Origin of the sequence: Ilumatobacter nonamiensis YM16-303 (assembly GCF_000350145.1) — a bacterium.
Classification (GTDB): domain Bacteria; phylum Actinomycetota; class Acidimicrobiia; order Acidimicrobiales; family Ilumatobacteraceae; genus Ilumatobacter_A; species Ilumatobacter_A nonamiensis.
Window position 1 is genome coordinate 1 of record NZ_BAOL01000370.1, and the last position, 385, is coordinate 385.

Annotated in this window: 1 protein-coding gene; it reads left to right on the forward strand. The window is 62.9% G+C overall.

What is annotated here, in order from left to right; translation table 11 throughout:
- Positions 1 to 385, forward strand: a 385-nt coding sequence (locus ON45_RS20695; protein WP_040496741.1) for an acyltransferase family protein, incomplete at both ends; no start/stop codon positions are given.

Here is a 385-nt window from a genome sequence, read left to right on the forward strand (position 1 = left end):
GTGATCGCGGTGATGGTGTACCACGCCAACTCGTCGTGGCTCCCGGGCGGGTTCCTCGGCGTCGAGATGTTCTTCGTCATCTCGGGCTACCTCATCACCTTGCTGATCATCGCCGAGCGCGAGCGGTCGTACCGCGTCTCGCTCACCGACTTCTGGAAGCGCCGCGCTCGACGACTCCTCCCTGCCCTGTACCTGATGATGTTGCTGGTCGTCGTCTACACGGCGATCTTCCAGACGGAAGCACTCGGTCAACTCCGCGGTGACGTGATCGCAGGCTTGTTCTACGTCTCGAACTGGTACCAGTTGTTCGTCGGGTTGGGCTACACCGCCGCGTTCGACTTCGCTCCGCTCCGCCACCTGTGGAGCCTCGCCGTGGAGGAGCAGT